Origin of the sequence: Desulfogranum mediterraneum DSM 13871, assembly GCF_000429965.1 — a bacterium.
Lineage (GTDB): Bacteria > Desulfobacterota > Desulfobulbia > Desulfobulbales > Desulfobulbaceae > Desulfogranum > Desulfogranum mediterraneum.
In genome coordinates this window covers 80,573-96,964 of sequence record NZ_AUCW01000013.1, presented here as the reverse complement: position 1 = coordinate 96,964, position 16,392 = coordinate 80,573, and the positions used below count along the sequence as shown (strand labels likewise).

Sequence of the window (16,392 nt, the reverse complement as noted above, 5' to 3'; positions counted from 1 at the left end):
CCGGCCGATTGTTTGTCTCTGGTCTTACCCAGGGGCGGCCAGAAAGTCAACGGGGAGCTGCCGACCGAAGCAGAAGGTCGGCAGCTGGCTGCGGTCGTCTTTGTTTTTTTTTATTCAAGGCTTGAGTAACCCCACTGATTTGGCTACTCTTTATCCGTCCATCTCTTGAAGGTATCTCTACCTCCTTGCCAACTTGAACCGAGGCGACAACTTCCATGGAACACCCCGAAAACGAACCATCTGTTACCTTACCTGCCCGTCTCTGGCGCAAGCCCCTGGTCCGGGTCTGTGCCGCTCTGCTTGTCCTGGGCGCCATCGCCCTGCTGGTCATCCCGGTTGCCGGCAAGCATTATCTCCAGAAGTGGCTTCTGGAGAACGGTGCTGATCAGGCCCTGGTCGACAGGGTGCAGCTGAATCCCTTTACCGGTACAGTGGGCCTGCGTGGAGCCGATATACAGCGTGGCGGGGCAACGGTCTTCAGCAACAGCAACCTGAGTATCAACCTTGGTCTTGGTTGGTTGCTTCGTCACCAGGCTCGGATTGAAAAGGCCACCATTGCCGATCTGATGCTTGATATCGAACAGCACCAGGACGGCAGCCTGCGCATCGGATCCTATTCCCTTGCTGCCGGCCCGGACAGCTCCGAGGAGTTGGCAGAGGTGGATGATTCCGAGGCGCTGAACGCCTGGATCTTCCATGCCCAGGAGGTTGAACTCTCCAATGTGGTGGTCCACTACACCAGGCAGGGGTTTCAGTCTACCCTGGTTATCCAGGAAGGACGGAGTCTGCACCTCTCTACCAACCCGGCTGCTCCCCATGGTAGCCTGATGTTGAAGGGGACCGTTAATGAGGCCCCCTTTGTCCTGGATTTTTCCAAGGTAGCCTTGGTGCCGCAGCCCATCCTGGAAGGTGCGGTGGAACTCTCCACCCTTAAACTCGGGGCCTTTGCCCCGCTGCTCAGTCCCTATCTCAGCCAGTTTCACGGCTTGGCCGGGATCGCCGGTGGACTGGTCGTGACCATGGATAGGGAGCAGGGGCCTGAGCTCAACTTCAGGGGCTCTTTTAACCTGGCAGAGACCGATCTTCGGGGAGCTGACTGGCAGTTGGGCGGTACCGTCGACTGGCAGGGCCAGGTCGGGGTGCAACTCGGTGGGGAACAACTTCGGCTGGAGTCTGACTCCAGCCTTCATCTCAATAATCCAGCCTTTCAACTTGTCCAGGAGACGGGTACGCTCAGTGGTGGGTCACAGGCCGTTACCTGGGAAGGACGGCTGCTCTATAGCGACAAGCGTCAGGCGGGCAAGGAGGATCTTGCCCGGATCCAGGGACATCTGGTTGCCCAGGCCGTGGAGTTGGATCTGCCTGGCGGGCTCTCCCTGGTACAGGCGCGCTTGGAGAGCGAGGGCAGCACCGAGCTGCACCTGGGGCAGGGGCTTGCTGCCGGCTATCAGGGGCGGGTTGAGCTGGAGCAGACCAGGGTGGCAGCGGCTGAACGCCTTGGCGCAGAAGGGCAGCTGCTCAGTTGGGACGGGGCGGTCGGTTATAGTCTGGACCAGGGCAAGCCAAAAATCAGCCTGGCAGGGGAGTTGACCGGCAAGGGCTTGGCTGCAGACCTGATCGCGGCTGCGACCCGCCTGGAAGAGGAGAGCCTGCAGCTGCGTCCGGATTTTGCCATCACCCTGGGAGATCGTCCGGCCTTCAGCGGTGCGGCCTCGGCAGAGGCAGCCTCTTTTAAGCTCAGCAAGGGGGGGGAGCCCCTGTTTACCTTTGCTGGTCTGCAGCTGGCCGAGGTCAAGGACGATGGCCAGGGTGGGCTCCGGGTAGGGGCGCTGGAGGTCAAGGAGTTGCTCCTTCCCCGGTCGAGTCAGCTTCCCCTGGAGGTCAGGCTAGCCGCTGCCACGGTTCGAAATGTTGCCAGTCCGGACCTGGCCTCGGCAACGGTGGAACAGTTGGCCCTGACCGGGGCAGAGGTGTGGCAGGAGTCCGGCAGCGATCAGGATAGGGTCGGCCTCGGAGGCGAGGCGGCAGGCGCAGCAGGGGGCTCGGCGCCCATGGTCACCCTGGATGCCCTGCGGGTCAACCAGAGCCGCTGGTCTTCGGAGCTGGGGCTGGAGATCGACAGCGTGGTGGTTGACACCCTCTTTGCCCGCTTGCGGAAGGCTGCAGACAGCGTGAAGGGTAAGCAGGAGATCGCCGAAAGCGGTGTCCGGCCGGCCGGGGCTGAGCCAGGTACAGAGGCAGGGCCTGCAGCCACGGCGGAACAGCCGGGCGCCAGGGCGCTGCCCCTGGCCATCGCTCGGATTGAGGTGGTCGGCAAGAGTGGTTTTCGTTTCAGCGACTCCAGCCTGGCCAAACCCTTTTCCACCGAATTCCTGCTGAAAAAGGCCGAGGCCCTGGAGATCGACCTCCGCCAACCGGAGCAGTCCTTCGGCTATCTGCTCGAGGGGGCCTTTGATACCTATGCTCCCCTGAAGATCAAGGGAAGGTGCGCCCCCCTGGCCCTGCCGAGGACGCTGGAGCAGGAGACCGTGTTGCGTAACTATTCCCTGCAGCAGGTTTCGCCCTATGTCATGCAGGCCGTAGGCACCTATCTGCAGAGCGGCCAACTCGACCTGAGGTCGACCCTCAAGATCAGAGGCCAGGATATCGAGATGGACAACAACCTGCTCTTTAAGGATATCCGGGCCAAAACCGTTGACGATGCCTTGGCTGCTGAGCTCAACAACAAGCTGCCCGTGCCCATGGATATCGCCCTGTCCATCCTGCGCGATAACCATGGTAATATTGATCTGGATGTGCCCATCTCCGGACAGCTCTCCGATCTCAGGGTCGGAGTGGTTGATCTCCTGGTGACCGCCATGGGAACGGCCATCACCGTCGGGGTCACGCCCTATCTGGCCTACACCTTTCTCGGGCCAACCGGGGCCCTGGTCTACCTGGGGGCGCAACTGGGAACCGCCTTGCTGAGCACGGATTTGCCGGTTCTGGAGTTTCAACCCGGGCAGGCTGAACTCACAGAGCAACACCGCCAGATCCTTGAGTCTGTCGGCCGGACCATTGCCCAGGATGAGGAGACGATGTACAGCATCTGTGCCAAGGTGGCCCTGGCCGACCTGGGCCGTGCAGCCGGAGAGACGACCACACCCTCCCAGGTCCTGGGTGATGAGGCCTCCCGCCGACAACTTTTTCTCCAGGGGGAGAGTCGTTCCCTGGCAGTGAAGAGCTATCTGGAGGAGCACTTTTCGATCAAGGGGGAACAGTTGCTGATGTGTAACCCCAGCTTTGATTTTGAGGGCAGGGGGGTGACCACCATCGAGTTCAGAAAATAAGCTGATCCGGCTTGAGCAAGAGGCTCCGGCAGAATCGTTTTCAAGGGAATGATGATCGGGGAGCAGGGAGGGGGGAGATGGAGGCAGCAAGCAAGGTGGAGATTCTGACCATCGGCAACGAGCTGTTGATCGGCGATATCCTGGATACCAACACCAACTGGCTCTGTCGCCTGCTCCATGATCGGGGCTCCAGGGTGGCCAGGGTGACCATCCTGCCCGATATCCATGGGGAGATTGTCGGGGCTGTTGCCGAGGCGGTGGAGCGGCAGGTGACATTGCTCCTGACCACCGGCGGCCTGGGACCCACCGAGGATGATCGGACCCTGGAGGCCGTTGCCGCAGGCACCGGACGGCGACTGCGGCTCCATCAACAGGCCCTGGCCCAGGTGGAGCAGCAGTATGCTCGTTTTTTTCGGCAAGGGATCATTGCCAGCAGGGAGATGAACCCGGCCAGGGAGAAGATGGCCTGGCTGCCGGAGGGCGCCGAGGCCCTGGCCAATCCGGTGGGGATTGCGCCCGGGGTGTTGCTGCAGCAGGACCAGACCACCATCGTCAGCCTGCCCGGCGTACCGGCGGAGCTCAAGGGGATCATGGAGCAGGAGGTGGGGAAACTCCTGGGGCCAGGGGGGACTGAGGGAAGTTCTTCGCTACGACGTCTCTGGGCGGGCTGCAACGACGAGTCCCTGATGGATCCGGTCCTGCGTCGTCTGACGGCCGCCTATCCTGAGATATATATCAAATCCCTGGCAACGCCTCTGGGTGAGCAGGCCCGGATGGAAATTCTCCTGACCTGCAACGCTCACCAGGTGGGTGAGCAGCTCTTGGCGCAGGCCTGTCTGGAGCTTGCTGCCGCTTTACGGGAGTTGGGGCTTGTGGTGGCAGAGGCGGAGGAGAGCGACAGCGGTGATGGGGGGTGTTAGGGGCCTGGCTCTCCCCGGCCGCACCCCCTGTCCAGCTGATCCACCAGCCAGGGGACCTGCTCGGCCTGTGCGCTCAGCTCCGGCCGGGGACTCGTTCCTCCTGGCCAGCGGATAATCTGATAAGCTGGTGAGGACAACTTAGATCGGCAATCTTGCCCCGATATTTTTGGCAGCCTGGGCCATGATCATCTGCAGGGTAACGATATCCTCCGAGACCATCTCTTCCGACCAGTTCAACTCCTGGAGGGCTTCCCAGGCGATCTCGCCGTTTTCTGCGTCCCAGATCTGGAAGAAGAGACGGAGGGTGGCGCGTCTGGTCTCCACCAGCCGCAGGCCGAAGACCCCCAGTCTGCTGGTACCTCCCTGGTTGAAACCGGCCAGTTTAAGCTGGGCCAGGTAGCGGGTATTGGTGGCTGCGGAGATCTTCTGGAGAATATTCCGTTTAAAGACCCCGGTGTCCTTGTAGTCCCTGTACATGAGTTCGTAGTCCTGGGCCAGCCCGGCCTTGTTGATGGCGCTGAGGGTCTCGGGAAGGGAGAGGATGGTCAGGTCCGGTCGTTCTTCCTTGAGGGCGGCGGCAAAGACAAAGGCTACTGCCTGTTTCTCTTCTTCCTGGCCGGTAACGGTTGAGGGGGTAATAAAGGCGATGCCCTCAACCTTCAAACGGTCACTGGAGAGGGTGAGCTGTTTATGGTTGAGGTTGGAGTAGATTTGAGGGGAACAGCCCGGGAGCAGCAGGGCTGCGACCAGCACCATCCAGATCAGGTTTGAACAGGACGTGAGTAGCCGCAGACCATGGCCTGCGGCCTGGTTGGAGAACAGTAACCTGGGTGATTTCATCTTCATCCTCCAAGGACCCTGTCTCTGTGCAGGGTCCCGTTGAATAATATTTCGACAGGATCAGCATGGTAACTCCGATAGGAGTACTCGAGACAACAGGCATCACAGGTGCTGCTGTAAAGGGATGCTCTATTTTTAACATATTGGTATCCAAGAGGATAAGTCAAGGAAGTTCTTTTGTTAAGCAGAGGTGGACAGCGGCTCAAACCGGATTGCAGGGGGGCCTCGGTCGGGGTTGGCGGCTTGCGCCTGCTGTCGCGGCGCAGTCCACGGAGACCCTTCAATCGGGTGGGAGGTCAGGATGAGACAGGTATGGTCGATTGCCGGGGGAGAGGAATCCTCCGGGGCGGGATCTTCAGGCCCCCATCGGGGCCTTTTTGTGGTGGACCTGGACGGGACCCTGTTGACCAGTCAGCGCCGGCTGGCTGCAAGAGACCGGGAGGCCCTGGAGCGATTGCGGGTCGGCGGTTACCTGGTGGCTGTGGCCACCGGCAGGTCCAATTACTCCTTTCAGCGACTCCTGGTCCAGTTGGCTTGCCTGGACGGGGAGGCCAGGCTGCCGCTGGATTATGTCATCTTCTCCACCGGTGCCGGGATTATGGCCTACCCCGACAGCCAACTGCTGCAGAGTTTCGGCCTGCACCCCCTGGAGGTGGCGACCATCAGCCGCTACCTCCAGGGGCTTGGCCTGGACTTCATGGTCCACGCTCCGGTGCCGGAGACCAGGCAGTTCCTCTACCATGGTCCGGCCGGAGACAACCCGGACTTCTCTTCCCGACTGGATCAGTATCAGGATTGTGCCGCTCCCTTCTCTTCCCAGGCCCTGATAGAGCTGGGCGGAGCCACCGAGGTGCTCTGTATCGTGCCCCAGGATCGGGGCCATGAGGTTGCTGCCCACCTGGGCGAACGTTTCAGCGGCTTTAGTGTGATCAAGGCCACCTCGCCCCTGGACGGGGCCTCGGTCTGGATCGAGATCTTTCCGCCCCAGGTCTCCAAGAGCAGGGCTGTGCAGTGGCTGGCGAGGCGGTGCCGGGTGGCTGCGGCAGATATCTGTGCCGTGGGAAACGACTATAATGATCTTGATCTGCTCCGCTGGGCGGAGAGCAGCTTCATGGTGGCCAACGGCCCCCCTGCCCTGCTCGACCTCTTTGAGACGGTCAGCTCCAATGACCAGGGGGGAGTGGCCGAGGCCGCTGAGCGCTGGCTCTGCACCAGGGGCGGAGGCTGAAGCCTGGCTTGAAAGAATGCCTGTTCTGCCACTCTCTGCCTTCTGGTGGACAATGTATCCTCGGAATATCCGTTGTCTGGATCTTGATCGAAAAATCTGATTTTTTATCACTACCCTGAACTCTAGGGGGCAGCCAAAAACACGGAGCAAAGGTTCCCGCTCTGATCCTGCCAATGTTCTCCTTGATGCTACCTGAATTGGACCTTGATGCGTTTTTCACCGTTGAAAAAACCATAGTACGAGTCGCCTTCCCTGGAGTATTTCATGCAAAAGGAGTTGTCGCTCCTGTCCGAACTATTGCATTTGGCTCCATCTTTTTTAACCAGCCAGGTACCGGAAATCTTTTTTTTGCCACTTGCAACCGTACCTGCATAGGTGCCGTCAGCAGAGTAATGCACCTCTACCTGTTTATTATAGCGGAGATTGGTGCCGTAAGCGGTATGGTCGGAATGCAGGTTTTTTACCTCATCTGCTGTCAGGTAGGTTATCGGCTTCAACTCTCTTGTTGAGCTGGTATCGTTTTGGGTGCATCCCACCATGATGGAGCAAAGCATGAGGCTAAGGGAGAGGGTCACTGCTTTTTTCATTTCATTTTCCTGGTTAAGGTCTGTTATGAATGTTAGGGGCCAGTATCAATTTCTTTTCCATTGCGTTGAGGCGCATATGTTCAATGGAGATATACCCTCTAGCTCTTTGAGGCGAGAAACGATGTGGTTGGCTTGAAGCCATTGCAAGGCCAGCTATTATCCGGGGAGAGGATGCAGGGTGATCACTCCTGTCTTGATCGTTTTTGATACTTGTTGCGTAGAATCAGCAAGTTGTGCGGTAGTCAACTCTTTGCCTTACGGCAAGGAGTTTGTTGGCTCTGTATCGGTCTCATGTTTATATCCGTTGATGGGATCAGAGCGGCAAGCTGGCTGAAATCTTGCGATGGAGGTCCCTGGGATCACCTTGCTTGGGTGGAAAAGACGATACAGCGCCTGAGCCGTCGCGGCTAAAATATTTTTCAAGGTACCCTGGAGTACGTGGGATATCCTCTCCACCCTTGTCGTTATTTTCGGCTCTTTGCCATCTTGCCATCTTGCCATCGTTGCCGAACAGGTGGTGCAGGTAAAGGCTGGTTGCAGGGTGGGGGCCCAGCTTGAAAAGAGAGAGGGGCGAGCCCTTGAAAAGAGCCAGACTCTCTCTTTTTAGCTGAGATTAGGTTTTGCTCCCAGCCGGGCTGGGCTATGATAGAGTTCGGACCAGGAGTTGCCGCCAGGGGGCGGCATGGTGCGGACAGGCGCGGACAGATATGGACAGCATCTGTCTCTGTTTCGTTTTTTGTTGAAAGTGCAGGGGGATGGTTGTTTGGGGCGGCTGGCTGCAGGGCGGGGGACACCTCTGTGACCTGTCTGGCTGTCCCCTTCCGATCACCAGGGACAGAGGGCAGGGACAGGCTCGATGAAGATTTTGGCCATTGCTGATACCGAGGTTAGGGAGCTGATCGATGGCACCATCGATCCCGGAGTCGTCCGAGGGGTGGAGCTGGTACTCTCCTGCGGGGATCTGCCTCCCGAGTATCTCAGCGCAGTGGGCAAGCGGCTGGGGGTACCTGTCTTTTATATCCTGGGCAACCATGATATTCGTTACGCTGTGGCGGCGCCCGAGGGCTGCCTCCATATTCACCGCCAGCTGGTCAGCTTCCACGGGGTCCGCCTGCTGGGCCTGGGTGGTTCGCGCTGGTACAATGGCGGGATCTCCCAGTACCGTGAGCAGCAGATGCGTTCCTATATTCGACGCCTCTGGTTGACCCTCTGGTTGCGCCGGGGGGTTGATATTGTCCTCACCCATGCCCCGCCCCGTTGGTGCGGTGATGCAGAGGATCCCTGTCATCGCGGCTTTCGTTGTTTTCGTTCCCTGATAGCGCGCCATCGTCCCGGGTACCTGCTCCACGGTCATATCCATACCCTGTTCAGCAGCCCGGAAGAGCGGGTCAGCTGGCTGGGAACCACTCAGATTGTCAACTGCTATGGCTACTATGTTTTCCAGATTTAAACGCTCTGCCCGGCGCCTGCGTCTCTTTCCGGGCAGGAGCCGGGTCTCTGCAGAGGGGCCGGTCAAGGAACTGCAATGCTTTGATAGGGTGCAGAGTTCTGAACAGGCCTTTGAATCGGTCAACCGGGGGCTTGCCACAGTGCCCCTGGAGAGGATTGTCGGTACCGTGGGGCGGTATCAGGATTTTGATCGAAAATTCAGACCAAAGAGGACGGAGCAGAACGAGCGCTTGGAGAATATTCTTCAGGCCATGGCAGCGGGCAAGGCGATGCCGCCGGTATCCCTCTACCAGATCAAGGATGATTATTTTATCCTGGACGGACATCATCGGGTCACGGCAGCCCGCCGCCTGGGGCGGGTGGATATCGAGGCGTGTATCCTGGAGCTCTTGCCCGGGGCGGAGAGCTTTGAGAATCAACTCTACCTGGAAAAGATCAGCTTCCGTGATCAGGCTGGGCTCACCGAGACCATCGATCTCACCGAACCGGATCAGTTTGTCCGCCTGGAGGCGCAGATTAAGGCGCATGGCAGCTTTCTCAACCGTCAAACCGGCCAGCAGCTCGACTATAAGCAGGCAGCCGCCGACTGGTATCGTAGCATCTATAAACCCCTGGCCACCATGATCGACAACAGCCGCCTGGTGGAGTCTTTTCCCGGACGGAGCGTGGACGATCTCTATCTCTACATCTCCGTTCACCAGTGGAGCTCGGGTAAGGAGCGAAATTACGGAATAGGAATCGATGGTTTGATTCCCAGAGATATGGAGGCCTTTCGGACGAAAATGGCGGAATATACGGTGGCGGAATATCCGGAGATGAAGCGGGAGGTCACCTTCTTCATGCTCCTTAACGTGGAGGGGCGCTACGAGAACCAGATCATGGATCGGCTGATGGAGCTGGCCGAGGTGGATGAGGTCCACTCGGTGCATGGTTCCATCGACCTGATCGTCAAAGCCACCCTGATGCGGGACCTGCTCACCTCGGACGCGGAGCTGATCTCCCAGTTCACCTATACCTGGGTGCGCAACCTCAAGGGGGTGAAGAGCTCCCAGACCCTGATCCCGGGGATCTCCAGGAGCAAGGAGAGGGGAGGCGTGTGACCAGGATCAGCTCGCTGGAGCATCGCCTGGTGTGGATGAAGATTGTGGAAGAAACTGTATTGTGCAGAAGGGGGAACATGAACGATGAAACTGGCAGCCTTGTTTGAGCAGCGCCAGAGTGTCAGGCGCTACCAGGACAGACCGGTGGAGGAAGCCCTGCTCCATCAGCTGGTGGAGGCGGTGCGGCTGGCACCGTCGGCCAGCAACTCCCAACCCTGGAGACTGGTCCTTGTCACCGAGCCGGAGCTGAGGGAGAAGGTGGCCCGGGCGACCTTCAGTCGGCTGGTCTCCTTTAACCGCTTTGTGCTCCAGGCACCGGTGCTGGTGGTCATGACCCTGGAGCGGCCCAAGCTGATCACCCAGATCGGAGGGCGCCTCAAGGATCGGGACTTTCCCCTGATCGATATCGGCATCGCTGCCGAGCACCTCTGTCTCCAGGCCGCGGAGCTGGGGCTGGGCAGCTGCATGCTGGGCTGGTTTGATGAACCCCGGGTCAAGCAACTGCTCAGGATTCCTGTCCGGACCAGGGTCGGCCTGATGGTTGCCCTGGGCTATCCTCCGGAGGGCTATCCCCTGCGAAAAAAGGTGCGCAAGTCGGCGGCAGAGATTGCCGCCTTCAATCGTTACTGACCCCAGCCTCCTGCCCTGGCTGCTCCCCAGGCAGGCAGGCCTGGATCCGGCTGCGGACCTCATCCTTCAACTCTTCATAGCTCAGGCTGCCGGGCAGGACAGGGCGCTGGAAGTGGACCGTGACCCTGGAAAAGGGCCTGGGAAAGAAACTTCCCCTGGGCAGGGCTGCAAAGGCGCCGCTGATGGTCACCGGCACCACCGGGATGTTGAGCTCTTTGCTGAGGATGGCAAAGGTCTTCTTGAAGGCACCCAGGTTGCCGTCATGGCTACGGGTTCCCTCGGGAAAGATCATGATGTTTTTCCCCCGGGCCAGGAGGGCGGCACTCTTTTGCAGGGAGGCCCGGACATCCGAGTGGATGTCCATGACAATGACGTTGTTGCGCTCGGCAAAGGCGCGGAGCCAGCGCTTGCGCAGGTGTTTCTCCTTGGCATAGAAGTAGGTCCTGGCCATGAAGCGGTTGCTAAAGCTTGAGGCTACAAAGAGGCCGTCAAGGTAGCTCTGATGGTTGGGGGCAAGGATGCAGGGCCCGGAGGGCAGATGCTCCCGGCCCTCGGTGCGGCAGGAAAAGGTGAGGCCCAGCAGGGCCCGGGCCAGATGCTTGAGCAGGTTGGTGCTCGGCCAGGTCGGCAGCAGTTCCAACTCCTGGGGCTCTTGCAGGATCTGCTGCCAGTTGCAGTCCCGGGCTCGGGCCCTGCTTCCCGGCCTGCGCTGGGCGTGGACAAAGCGGCTCAGGCCGGCCGGACTCTGGTGCTGCATCAGCTCCTCCTCTGCAATGACCAGGCCAAAGCTGTTTTTGATAAAGGTTAATAGGCTGATTTTGTCCAGCGAATCCAGACCGATGTCGAGCTCGAGGTGGTCGTCGGGATGGATGGGCTGGGTGCTCAGGGACTCGATATACTCCCTGATGATCGGGTACTCGGCAAGCTCCGGGGGGTGGCCCTGTTTTTTCTGCTGCTGCTGTTTCCGGGCCAGCTCCGGGAGGAGGAAGCGTTGCAGCTTGGAGAGGCGGGTCTTGGGCAGCTCTCCATCGACCAGGGAGAACTTGAGGATCCGCTGGTAGGGGGGCAGGCGCTGGTTGAAGGGCTCCAGGATGCTGGTCCGGAAATAGGTGTCAATCTCGGCGATATTGTTTTCCCTGAGGAGCCTGAGGTCGGGGCGGATGATGGCCTGGAGCAGCTCCTGGTCAAGAAAGACGCCTGCCTCCAGGATAAACTCGCTGCCTGCCTCCAGCTGCTGTTCCAGGAGCAGCGGGTTGATGTTTTTGCCGTTGGCAAGGACCAGGATCTCCTTTTTCCGGCCGGTGATGAACAGCCGGCCCTGCTCATCCAGGTACCCCAGGTCTCCGCTGTGGAGCCAGCCGTCGCGGACGGTGGCCGCCGTCTCCTCCGGCTTGTTCCAGTAGCCCTGCATGATATTCCTGCCCCGGGCAAGGATCTCGCCGTCACAGATCTCGATCTCGGTGCCGGGCAGGGCGGTGCCGGCTGAGCCGATCTTGACCTTGCCCGGCCGGGTAAAGCTGATCATCGGAGCGGCCTCGGTCATCCCGTAGCCCTCCAGGACCTCAAAACCCAGGGTGGTGAACTGGCGGCCCACCACCGGATCCAGGGCAGCGCCGCCGCTGACCAGATACTTGAGCTGACCACCGAACTTGCGATGGACCGAGGCAAAGAGCCGTCTGGACAGGGGGCGGTGCTGCAGCCGTTCGGCCAGCCGGTAGAGGAGCCAGGCTACCCTGTTGTTGCGGATCTTTGCCATGATGGCGCGGCTGATCATCTGGTAGAGTCTGGGCACGCCCACCAGGATGGTGACCCGGTTCTGCTGAAGGGTGGTGATGATATCCTCTGCCTGGAGGGTGGGGCAGAGGGCGATGGTGGCCCCCACGAACAGCGGGGCGACCATGGTGCCCAGCAGGGGGAAGATGTGATGCAGGGGCAGCAGCATCAGGACCCGTTCCTCCGGGTTGTAGATCGGTACACCGTGGGACACGGCCTCGATGTTGGCCAGGATGTTGGCAAAGGAGAGCATCACCCCCTTGGGCAGTCCCGTGGTTCCTGAGGTGTAGATCAGGAGCCCGGTGGTCTCCGGGGCGGGCAGGTCCACTCCCTGGACCGCAGCCCCGGCCTCTGCCGGCGGAGGAAGTTCCTCCAGGTCCAGCAGCAGCGGGGCATAGTCGAGCTGCTCCAGGGCGGCCCTGGTGGTCGCCATGGTCTCGGCGCTGGTGCAGAGGAGCTCAGGCCGGCAATCCCGGAGGATATGGAGGAGCTCTTCCGGGGTGGAGAGGTAGTCCACCGGCACCACGGTACACTCCCTGCTCCAGGCCCCGTAGCAGGCGGCAATCCACTCTACCCGGTTCGGGGCAAAGATCATCACCCGCCGGCTCTGGGGGGGGATGAGCTCTGCAAAGGCCCCTGCTCTGGAGAGGAGCTGGCCATAACTCAGTTGGCGGTCAGGCAGGACGATGGCGGTTTTGTGGTGATCTTGAAGCAGCATCTGGTCTCTTGGCTCTTTTGGGGGTGATTCTGTGAGGGGGCGATCTTCTCGGCAAGAACAGACCTGCTCGCGGTAAAGGTCCTGTCAGGGCAGAGGATTGATCGGGCTATACTAGTCCAGCTGGAGAACCGGGGCAAGATCCATCTGGCTGCTCTGCGCTCCTCCGCATGGCTGGGAGCGAGCGGACCCCCGGCTCGCCCGCCGGCCAGGAGCTCTTTCAACTTGTTGGCAGAGCGTGAATACGGTACTGTTCGTTGGGGCCTGGAGCGCGTTCGACGGCAAGCAGTCAGCTGATCCTATACGCTCTCACAGGCCTCGAACATTGAAACCTTCAGCGTCGGCAGAGATGCAGAGATGAACTGTCGGCGCTGACGGCTTTGGCTCGACCTTAATCCGCAGGAGGTAGAGAGATGGGAACTCGGAAAATCGATGCCAGCCCCTTTCAGGGAGAGCTGAGGGCCTTGGAGCAGGCGATCCAGGCCTGCGAGGCCTTTCCCAGGGGGCGATTGAATGCAGAGCAGGGCTTCCTGCTCAACCCCTCCCTGACCCTGCTGGAGATGGAGTGGACCGGGCTGGCTGCTTTTCGCCAGGATCCCACCAGCCGGCCCCAGCCGGGAGAGGAGCTGCTGGCGGTCTGGAAGGCACCGGCCAGCGACGAGGTCGTACTGCAAAAGCTCTCCCAGAATGAGCTGCTGGCCATCAAGATCGTTCATGAGTCCATGGACCTGCACCAGGCTGCCCGGGAGGGCGGGGTCTCCCTGGGCTTTATCGACGCCATCCTGCTCCAGGCAGTGGCCAGCGGGATCCTGCTGCGGGCGCCTTCCCGGCTCTGTCGGCCGGTTGCCTCCTTTCCCGCCTCCCTGTCCATGGCAGAGGGGTATCGTTCCGCCCCCACCTTCACCCTCCAGTGGCACGTGACCCAGGCCTGTGATCTCCACTGTAAGCACTGTTATGATCGCAGTGACCGGACCATGCTGAAGCTGGAACAGGGACTGAGGATCCTGGATGATCTCTACCGTTTCTGCCAGGCACACAACGTCCATGGCCAGGTTTCCTTTACCGGGGGCAACCCCCTGCTCTACCCCCGCTTTAAGGAGCTCTACCAGGCTGCCGCCGATCGGGGCTTCCTCCTGGCCATCCTGGGCAACCCCACCTCTGCGGCCATCATCGATGAGCTGTGCACCATCCAGGTGCCCGAGTTCTATCAGGTGAGCCTGGAGGGCCTGGCCGAACATAACGATGAGATTCGCGGGGTCGGCCATTTCGGCAGGGTGCTCCAGTTCCTGGAGATCCTCCGGGCGAGGGCGATCTATGCCATGGTCATGCTGACCCTGACCCAGGGGAACCGGGATCAGGTGCTGCCCCTGGCCGAGCTGCTCCGGGACAAGGTCGACCTCTTTGTCTTTAACCGTCTCACCCTCTTTGGCGAGGGGGCCAGTCTCCAGCCCGTGGAGGTGGAATCCTATGATGCGTTTCTGGCTGACTATGAGCAGGCCGCCAGCCGCAACCCGGTCATGGCCCTTAAGGATAATATCCTCAATCGCCGTCGTCAGCTCAACCACGAGGCCCTGTTCGGCGGCTGTGCCGGCTTCGGCTGCGGGGCCGCCTTTAACTTTGTCTCCCTGCTGCCCGACGGTGAGGTCCATGCCTGTCGCAAGTTTCCCTCCCTGATCGGCAACATCTTTCAACACTCCCTTGCCGAGATCTATCACTCGCCCCTGGCAGAGCGATACCGCAGGGGCAGTGAGGCCTGCGGCGACTGCCGGCTGAAGCTGGTCTGTCGGGGTTGTCCGGCGGTGGTCGCCGGTCACGGTCTGGATCCCTTTGTGGATCGTGACCCCTACTGTCCGTCCTCCCTTGACCAGGAGTAAGCGTTGGCTGCGGTCTGCCGCCCGGCTGCCGGCCCGGGACCTATTTCCCCGCCATCCCGGCGCTGTTTGATTGTTTTTTTTGTGGTTGTGCGGTATTTGATCGGGAGCAATCAGCGGTGTGCCGAGGGTGGCAGAGTCGCGCGACCTTCTATTTATCTTTTCAGGAGTCTTTCATGAGCAGCAGTGAGCCGAACAAGGTCATCTACTCGATGATCAAAGTCAGTAAAAAATATAATCAAAAACAGATTCTTAAGGATATCTCCCTCTCCTACTTCCATGGGGCCAAGATCGGGGTGCTGGGACTCAATGGTTCCGGCAAGAGTACCCTTTTGCGGATTCTGGCCGGGATTGATACCGAGTTTGAGGGCAAGACCGTGCTCTCCGAAGGCTTTACCATCGATTATCTGCCCCAGGAACCCAGCTTTGATCCGGCTAAGACCGTGCGCCAGGTAGTGGAGGAGGGGGTCCAGTCCACGGTGGATCTTCTCGAAGAGTTCAACGCCATCAACGAGCGTTTTGCCGAGCCCATGGACGACGATGCCATGCAGGCCCTGATCGAGCGTCAGGGCGAGGTCCAGGACCGGCTGGATGCCCTGGATGCCTGGAACCTGGACCATAAGCTGGACATGGCCATGGACGCCCTGCGCTGTCCTCCCCAGGATATGGAGATGGCCGTTCTCTCCGGCGGTGAACAGCGGCGGGTGGCCCTCTGCCGGATTCTGCTCAAGCAGCCGGATATCCTGCTCCTGGATGAGCCCACCAACCACCTGGATGCCGAGTCCATCTCCTGGCTGGAGCAGCACCTTCAGCAGTATACCGGCACGGTCATCGCCGTCACCCATGATCGTTACTTCCTGGATAACGTCGCCGGCTGGATCCTGGAGCTGGATCGCGGCCACGGCATTCCCTGGAAGGGCAACTATTCCTCCTGGCTGGAGCAGAAGCAGAAACGGCTCTCCCAGGAGGAGAAGAGGGAGAGTAAGCGCCAGCAGACCCTGCAGCGAGAGTTGGAGTGGATCCGGATGAGTCCCAAGGGCAAACGCTCCAAGTCCAAGGCCCGTATCGCCGCCTACGAGAAGTTGCTGAACCAGGAAACCGATGCCATGGACTCCAACCTGGAGATCTACATCCCGCCCGGACCGCGGCTGGGTAAGGTGGTGATCGAGGCCCAGGGCTTGACCAAGGCCTTTAACGAGCGGATCCTGATGGAGAACCTCAGCTTTGCCCTGCCTCCAGGGGGGATTGTCGGCATCGTCGGACCCAACGGGGCCGGCAAGTCCACCCTGTTCAAGATGATCACCGGCCAGGAAGCCCCCGATGGCGGTGAGATCAACATCGGTGAGACGGTCAAGCTGGCCTACGTGGATCAGACCCGCGACAGCCTGGATCAGGAGAAGAACATCTGGGAGGTGATCTCCGAGGGGCAGGATACCATCTGGCTGGGCACCAAGGAGTACAACTCCCGGGCCTATGTGGCCAAGTTCAACTTCACCGGCAGCGAGCAGCAGAATAAGGTCAGCGAGATCTCCGGTGGTCAGCGCAACCGGGTCCACCTGGCCTGTATGCTCAAGGAGGGCGGCAATGTCCTGCTCCTGGACGAGCCGACCAATGACCTGGACGTCAACACCATGCGCGCCCTGGAAGAGGCCCTGGAAAACTTCGCCGGCTGTGCCGTGGTGATCAGCCATGATCGCTGGTTCCTGGATCGCATCGCCACCCACATCATGGCCTTTGAGGGGGATTCCGAGGTGGTCTGGTTTGAAGGCAACTATTCGGACTATGAGGCGGATTTCAGGAAACGCAAGGGGGCCGATGCCGAGCAGCCCCATCGCATCCGTTATCGTCAGATGAGCCGCTAGCCGGCTCTCGCCGAGAGAGGGTGGTGATTGCAGGGGCAACCGGCAACGCTCTTCGTTGCCGGTTGCCTTTTTTGCTGATGAGACCCAA

General features: G+C 60.2%; 11 protein-coding genes. 8 read left to right on the top strand and 3 right to left on the bottom strand.

The window, feature by feature from the left end; genetic code table 11:
- The first annotated feature begins 215 nt into the window (after window positions 1–215).
- Together G494_RS0106015 and G494_RS0106010 are read left to right on the top strand one after the other, a co-directional pair.
- The gene (locus tag G494_RS0106015) at window positions 216–3,329 is read left to right on the top strand and encodes a DUF748 domain-containing protein (RefSeq protein ID WP_028583802.1); all 3,114 of its coding nucleotides are present in this window, start codon (window positions 216–218) and stop codon (window positions 3,327–3,329) included.
- Window positions 3,330–3,406: 77 nt separating this feature from the next.
- A complete protein-coding gene (locus G494_RS0106010; protein ID WP_028583801.1) occupies window positions 3,407–4,249 on the top strand; it encodes a competence/damage-inducible protein A in 843 nt (280 codons plus the stop codon).
- Window positions 4,250–4,387: 138 nt separating this feature from the next.
- On the opposite strand, the gene G494_RS0106005 is transcribed toward G494_RS0106010, so the two are convergent.
- Entirely contained in the window at window positions 4,388–5,089 is a 702-nt protein-coding gene (locus tag G494_RS0106005) for a hypothetical protein (RefSeq protein ID WP_028583800.1), read from the bottom strand.
- A 301-nt stretch (window positions 5,090–5,390) separates the two neighbouring features.
- Here G494_RS0106005 and G494_RS0106000 point away from each other — a divergent pair, with 301 nt between their 5' ends.
- The gene (locus G494_RS0106000; protein WP_051305444.1) at window positions 5,391–6,317 is read left to right on the top strand and encodes an HAD family hydrolase; all 927 of its coding nucleotides are present in this window, start codon (window positions 5,391–5,393) and stop codon (window positions 6,315–6,317) included.
- A 188-nt stretch (window positions 6,318–6,505) separates the two neighbouring features.
- On the opposite strand, the gene G494_RS0105995 is transcribed toward G494_RS0106000, so the two are convergent.
- A complete protein-coding gene (locus G494_RS0105995) occupies window positions 6,506–6,904 on the bottom strand; it encodes a hypothetical protein (RefSeq protein ID WP_028583798.1) in 399 nt (132 codons plus the stop codon).
- An 856-nt stretch (window positions 6,905–7,760) separates the two neighbouring features.
- Between G494_RS0105995 and G494_RS0105990 the strand changes: the two genes are divergently transcribed.
- The 3 genes from G494_RS0105990 (at window position 7,761) to G494_RS0105980 (ending at window position 10,083) form a co-directional block, all read left to right on the top strand.
- On the top strand, window positions 7,761–8,354 hold the full coding sequence (locus G494_RS0105990) for a metallophosphoesterase family protein (protein WP_028583797.1): 594 nt from the start codon (window positions 7,761–7,763) through the stop codon (window positions 8,352–8,354).
- The gene (locus G494_RS22195; RefSeq protein ID WP_051305443.1) at window positions 8,338–9,453 is read left to right on the top strand and encodes a ParB N-terminal domain-containing protein; all 1,116 of its coding nucleotides are present in this window, start codon (window positions 8,338–8,340) and stop codon (window positions 9,451–9,453) included. The genes G494_RS0105990 and G494_RS22195 overlap by 17 nt, the downstream gene beginning before the upstream one ends.
- 84 nt (window positions 9,454–9,537) lie before the next feature.
- A complete protein-coding gene (locus G494_RS0105980) occupies window positions 9,538–10,083 on the top strand; it encodes a nitroreductase family protein (RefSeq protein ID WP_028583796.1) in 546 nt (181 codons plus the stop codon).
- Here G494_RS0105980 and G494_RS0105975 read toward each other — a convergent pair.
- Window positions 10,070–12,574 carry an AMP-binding protein gene (locus G494_RS0105975; RefSeq protein WP_028583795.1) on the bottom strand — a complete coding sequence of 835 codons (2,505 nt, stop codon included), beginning with the start codon at window positions 12,572–12,574 and terminating at the stop codon, window positions 10,070–10,072. The two genes, G494_RS0105980 and G494_RS0105975, sit on opposite strands and share 14 nt — an antisense overlap.
- A gap of 410 nt (window positions 12,575–12,984) precedes the next feature.
- On the opposite strand from G494_RS0105975, the gene sbtM reads away from it, so the two are divergent.
- Both sbtM and ettA read left to right on the top strand, forming a co-directional pair.
- Entirely contained in the window at window positions 12,985–14,445 is a 1,461-nt protein-coding gene (gene sbtM / locus G494_RS22190; RefSeq protein ID WP_051305442.1) for a thio(seleno)oxazole modification radical SAM maturase SbtM, read from the top strand.
- A 173-nt stretch (window positions 14,446–14,618) separates the two neighbouring features.
- Entirely contained in the window at window positions 14,619–16,304 is a 1,686-nt protein-coding gene (gene ettA / locus G494_RS0105965) for an energy-dependent translational throttle protein EttA (protein WP_028583794.1), read from the top strand.
- Window positions 16,305–16,392: the final 88 nt, after the last annotated feature.